The sequence below is a fragment of the Streptomyces sp. NPDC004721 genome, assembly GCF_053601495.1.
In genome coordinates this window covers 1-5,831 of record NZ_JBSGBZ010000127.1, presented here as the reverse complement: position 1 = coordinate 5,831, position 5,831 = coordinate 1, and the positions used below count along the sequence as shown (strand labels likewise).

1 protein-coding gene is annotated in these 5,831 nt (G+C 73.4%); it reads right to left on the bottom strand.

Translation table 11 applies throughout. From position 1 onward, the window contains the following. A partial coding sequence (locus ACWEK3_RS41915) for a type I polyketide synthase (RefSeq protein ID WP_453252214.1) occupies positions 1-5,831 on the bottom strand: 5,831 nt, incomplete at both ends.

Genomic DNA, 5,831 nt, shown 5'->3' with positions numbered 1-5,831 from the left:
GCGCCGTCCTGGTTGACGGCGGAACCGCGGACGACCGCGAGGATCTCGTGACCGTTGCGGATCGCGTCCGACTGCCGCTCAAGCACCAGCATGCCCACGCCCTCGGACCAGCCGACACCGTCCGCCGAGTCCGAGAACGCCTTGCACCGGCCGTCGGGCGACAGACCCCGCTGGCGGGAGAACTCGACGAAGGTGCCCGGGGTGGAGATGACCGTCACACCGCCGGCCAGGGCGAGCGAGCACTCGCCGGCCCGCAGCGCCTGCGCCGCGAGGTGCATCGCCACCAGCGACGACGAGCACGCGGTGTCGACCGTGACCGCCGGACCCTCGAAGCCGAAGGTGTACGAGACCCGGCCGGAGGCGACGCTGCCCGCGCTGCCCTGGCCCTGGAGGCCCTCGAACTCCTTGCCGCCGAGGATGGACCCGTAGTCGCTGTACATCACACCGGCGAACACACCGGTCGCACTGCCCCGCAGACCGACCGGGTCGATACCGGCCCGCTCGATCGCCTCCCACGACGCCTCCAGCAGCAACCGCTGCTGCGAGTCCGTCGCCAGCGCCTCACGCGGGCTCATCCCGAAGAAGTCGGCGTCGAACTCCGCTGCGTTCTCCAGGAATCCGCCGGAGTGGGTGTACGACGTGCCGAGGTGCTCGGGGTCCGGGTCGTAGACCGACTCGATGTCCCAGCCGCGGTTGGCCGGGAAATCGGTGATGGCGTCCGTGCCTTCGAGGACCAGTCGCCACAGGTCTTCGGGTGAGGCGACGCCGCCCGGGTAGCGGCAGGCCATGCCCACGATGACGATCGGGTCGTCGGTCGTGGCGGGCAGCAGCTTCACAGGGAGCGCCGACTCGGTCTCGGCGCCGAAGAGTTCGTCGCGCAGATGGTTCGCGAGCGTGGCCGCGTTCGGGTAGTCGAAGACCAGCGTCGCGGTCAGGCGCAGTCCGGTGGCCGCGCTCAGCCGGTTGCGGAGCTCGACCGCGGTGAGCGAGTCGAAGCCGACATCCCGGAACTGGGCCGCGGCGTCCACCGACGCGGCGTCGGCGTGTCCGAGGACCAGGGCCGCCTGGGTGCGGACCAGGTCGAGGAGCGCCTCCCGGCGTTCCTCGGCCGTGAGCGCGGTCAGGCGTGCCACCAGCCCGTCGGCGGTGACGGTTCCGCCCGCGACCGTGCGCCGGGTGCGGGTCCGGACGAGACCGCGGAGTACCACGGGCACCTCGCCCTGCGCGGCGAGCGCCACCAGGTCGAGCCGGACCGGGACGACCAGGCCGGTGCCGGTGGTGTCCTCGGCGTCGGCCGCGAGTGCCGCGTCGAAGAGGGCGAAGCCCTGCTCGGCAGCCAGGGGCGGCATCCCGGCCCGCGTCAGCCGTTCGGCCTCGGTGTCGGAGAGGGTTTCCGTCATGCCGCCCGCCTGGTTCCAGGGGCCCCAGGCCAGCGAAAGACCCGGCAGGCCGGCCGTGCGGCGGTGCTCCATGAGCGCGTCCAGGAAGGCGTTGCCGGCCGCGTAGTTGGCCTGGCCGGCGCCGCCGAAGACGCCCGCCACGGACGAGAACACGACGAACGCGTCCAGGTCCAGGCCGCGGGTGGCCTCGTGCAGGTTCCAGGCCGCGTCCGCCTTCGGGCGCAGCACCCGGGCGAGCCGCTCCCCGGTGAGGGAGCCGACGACGCCGTCGTCGAGGACGCCCGCCGTGTGCACGACCGCGGTGAGCGGGTGCTCCGCCGGGACCCCGGCGATCAGGGCGTTCACGGCGTCCGGGTCGGCGACGTCGCAGGCCTGAACGGTCACATCGGCGCCGTGCGCGATGAGTTCGGCGACGAGTTCCGTGGTGCCGGGGGCGTCACCGCCGCGCCTGCTGACCAGCAGCAGGTTGCGGACCCTGTAGGCGTCGACGAGGTGCCGGGCGAACTGGGCGCCGAGGCCGCCGGTGCCGCCGGTGATCAGGACCGTGCCGTCGACCTGCCACGCGGTGGGCGCGGCGGTGTCGGCGGGATGGGCCAGCCGGGCGAGCCGGGCGGCGTGCGGCCGGCCGGCGCGCAGCGCGAGCTGCGGTTCGGCGGAGCCGAGCGCCGCGGCGAGGGCGGCGGCGGACTCGGGGGTCCCGTCCAGGTCGACGAGGCCGAGGACTCCGGGGTTCTCGGTCTGGGCCGAACGGACCAGACCGTGGACGGCCGCGGCGCCGACGTCCCGGGTGTCGACCACGCCACGCGTCACGAGGACGAGGCGGGCGCCGGCGAGCCGGTCGTCGGACAGCCGGCTCTGGACGGTGTCCAGCGCGCCGGCGGTGAGCCGGTGCGCCGCGTCGGAGGCCGGCTCGTCGTCGTGCGAGGCGACACCGAGGACGACCACGTCCGGCGCGGGCCGGTCCGCGGCGACCGTCGCGGCCACCAGGGCGGCGACGTCCGTGTAGGTCTGCACGGTCGTGCCCGCGGCGGCGAGCGCGGCGGCGAGCCCGAGCGGGTCGCCGTCCGTGCCCAGGAGCGCGACGGTCGCGGGGGCCGCCTCGGATCCCTGGGCGGGGGTCCACTCGACGCCGAAGAACGCGTCACGCAGCAGCGTGTCGGTGCCCGTGGTGTCGAGTCCGGTGACGGTCCGGGTGACCAGGGAGCCCACCGAGACGACCGGCGTTCCGGACAGGTCCACGGCGCTGACGGACAGCGTCCGGTCGCCGGTCGGCGTCAGCCGGACGCGGAGCACGGTGGCGCCGGAGGCGTGCAGCGAGACGTCCGTCCAGGAGAACGGCAGTCCGGCCGTGCCGCCGTCGGCGGCCGGGGCCAGCAGCAGGGCGTGCAGCGCGGAGTCGAACAGGGCCGGGTGCAGACCGAAGCCGGCGGCCGTGTTCTCGGTGCCCTCCGGCAGAGCCACCTCGGCGAACCACTCGTCGCCGCGGCGCCAGGCCGCGCGCAGCCCCTGGAAGACCGGTCCGTACGCGAATCCGGCCTCGGCGAACTCCTCGTAGCACCCGTCGGCGTCGACGGCCTCGGCGTCCTCGGGCGGCCACACGGCGGTGTCGAGGACGGCGGGGGCCGGCCGGCTGCCGGCGGGGGCCAGCACACCTGTGGCGTGCTGCGACCAGGCGGTGTCGCCGGTGCCCTCGGGACGTGCGTACACGCCCACGACGCGGCGGCCGGCGGCGTCGGGTGCCTCGACGGCGATCTGGACCTGAACGGCGCCCCGTTCGGGCAGGACCAGCGGCGCGGTGATGGTCAGTTCCTCGACCCGGTCGCTGCCGACCTCGTCGCCGGCGCGAACCACCATCTCCAGCAGGGCCGTGCCCGGCAGCAGGACGGTGCCGTTGACGGCATGGTCGGCGAGCCAGGGGTGGGAGTGCAGTGCCAGGCGGCCGGTGAACAGCACGCCCTCGGCCGCGGCGAGTTCGACGGCGGCGCCGAGCAGCGGGTGCTCGGCGGAGCCGAGACCGGCGGCGCGGACATCACCGCCGAGCGGGGCCGCGGGCCAGAACCACTGGTGCTGGAACGCGTACGTCGGCAGTTCCGCGCGGCCCGCACCGATACCGGCGAACAGGGCGGACCAGTCGAGCCGCAGTCCACCGGTGTGCAGGCGGGCGAGCGCGGCAACCGCGGTGGCCTCCTCGTCACGGTTCTTGTGCAGGACCGGGATGGTGACGGCTTCGTCGCCGGTCAGCGACTCCTGGGCCATCGCGGAGAGGACCCCGTCGGGACCCAGCTCCAGGAACGTGGTCACACCCTGTTCCTCGAGCGTGCTCACCCCGTCGGCGAAGCGGACCGCCTCACGGACGTGGCGCACCCAGTACTCGGGCGAGCACAACTCCTCCGCCGAGGCCAGGGAACCCGTCAGGTTCGACACCACCGGGATCACCGGGGCGGCGTACGACAACCCCTCGGCCACCGCCCGGAACTCGTCCAGCATGGGGTCCATCAGCGGGGAGTGGAACGCGTGCGACACCCGCAGCAGCGTCGCCTTGCGGCCCTCCGCCTCGAACCGCGCCGCGACCTCCAGTACGGCACCTTCCGCACCCGAGACGACCACCGACGTGGGTCCGTTGACGGCGGCGACCGACACCTCATCGCTGAGGTACGGGGCGATCTCGTCCTCGGTGGCCTGGACGGCCACCATCGCGCCACCGGCCGGCAGCGCCTGCATCAGACGACCACGAGCAGCCACCAGGCGGGCCGCGTCCTCCAGGGTGAACACCCCGGCGACGTGCGCCGCGGCTATCTCACCGATCGAATGACCGGCCACGAAGTCCGGTGTCACTCCGAAGGACTCGACGAGGCGGTAGAGGGCGACTTCGACGGCGAACAGTGCGGGCTGAGTCCACCCTGTCTCGTTCAGCAGACTGTCGTCCTCACCCCACATCACCTCCCGCAGCGAACCACCCAACTCGCCATCCAGGACGGCGAGAACGGCATCCAGAGCCTCAGCGAACACCGGGAACCGGCCATACAACTCACGACCCATCCCCAACCGCTGCGAACCCTGACCCGAGAACAGCGCCGCCGAGCGCCCGGTGCGGGCCGGGCCCGACACGGCCGCGGGGTCGGGCTCGCCCACCGCGAGGGCCGCCAGGGCGCGGGCCGCGGTGTCCACGTCGGTGGCGAGGACGACCGCGCGGTGCTCGAACAGCGACCGGGCGGTGACGAGGGAGGAACCGACGTCCACGAGCGGACGGTCGAGGTGTGCCTCCACCGAGGCGAGCAGCTTCGCCGCCTGGCTGCGCAGCGCCTCCGGCGACTTGCCGGACAGCACCCACGGCACGACGGCGGGCTCCACCACGTCCGCTTCCGGTGCCGAAGCGGCGACCACCGTGCCCTGGATCACCTTCGCGGGCTGCTCCAGGATCACGTGGGCGTTCGTACCGCTGATGCCGAAGGACGACACACCCGCACGGCGCACGTGCTCCGTCTCGGGCCACGCGGTCTGCTCGGTGAGCAGCTCCACCGCGCCCTCGGTCCAGTCGACGTGCGAGGACGGCGCGTCCACGTGCAGGGTGCGCGGGAGCACACCGTGTCGCATGGCCATGACCATCTTGATGACACCGGCGACACCGGCCGCCGCCTGCGTGTGACCGATGTTGGACTTCACCGAACCCAGCAGCAGCGGCTGCTCCGGGTCACGGTCACGGCCGTAGGTCGCCAGCAGCGCCTGCGCCTCGATCGGGTCACCCAGCGTCGTACCCGTACCGTGCGCCTCGACCGCGTCGACCTCCTGGGCGGAGAGCCCGCCGCTGGCCAGCGCCTGACGGATCACCCGCTGCTGCGAGGGCCCGTTGGGGGCGGTGAGGCCATTGGAGGCACCGTCCTGGTTGACGGCCGAACCGCGGACGACCGCGAGGATCTCGTGACCGTTGCGGATCGCGTCCGACTGCCGCTCAAGCACCAGCATGCCGACACCCTCGGACCAGCCGACACCGTCCGCCGAGTCCGAGAACGCCTTGCACCGGCCGTCGGGCGACAGACCCCGCTGACGCGCGAAGTCCACGAACACGGCGGGCGTCGACATCACGGTCACACCACCGGCCAGGGCGAGCGAGATCTCCCCCGACCGCAGGGCCTGCATCGCCCAGTGCATCGCCACCAGCGACGACGAGCACGCCGTGTCCACCGTGACCGCCGGACCCTCGAAACCGAAGGCGTACGAGACCCGGCCGGAGGCCACGCTCGGCGAGCTGCCGCTGCCCTGGAAGCCCTCGAACTCCGGGCTGCCCAGCATGGCGCTGTAGTCGCTGTACATCACACCGGCGAACACACCGGTCGCGCTGCCCCGCAGACCGACCGGATCGATACCCGCCCGCTCGATCGCCTCCCACGACGCCTCCAGCAGCAACCGCTGCTGCGAATCCGTCGCCAGCGC